The organism is Allotamlana fucoidanivorans (assembly GCF_006265225.1).
Taxonomy (GTDB): domain Bacteria; phylum Bacteroidota; class Bacteroidia; order Flavobacteriales; family Flavobacteriaceae; genus Allotamlana; species Allotamlana fucoidanivorans.
Window position 1 is genome coordinate 1 of record NZ_VDCS01000129.1, and the last position, 251, is coordinate 251.

Annotated in this window: 1 protein-coding gene; it reads right to left on the reverse strand. The window is 36.3% G+C overall.

Going from position 1 to position 251, the window contains the following annotated elements:
• Positions 1–53: 53 nt before the first annotated feature.
• A partial coding sequence (locus tag FGF67_RS17590; protein ID WP_233244120.1) for a hypothetical protein occupies positions 54–251 on the reverse strand: 198 nt, incomplete at its 5' end.

Genomic DNA, 251 nt, shown 5'->3' on the forward strand with positions numbered 1-251 from the left:
AAGGTCATTTCTAAGTCATCGATAATTTAGTTTATCTCAATCTAATCGGATTTTTAAGCAGTTTTCTTTTTGCCCTTTTTCTGGCTGGCGTTCTGATTCGTTCTGATTTCAAAAAAGGTGTTCGTACTCAATTTTGTGTTGCAACCTAAATGCCAAAAAAGTCGGTTTCTCTCAGCAAAGTTCATGCTGATTTTTGGTTTTTTTGCCAAATTTTGGTTGGCATTCTGCCTCGGTTGCATAAGGTGTATTTG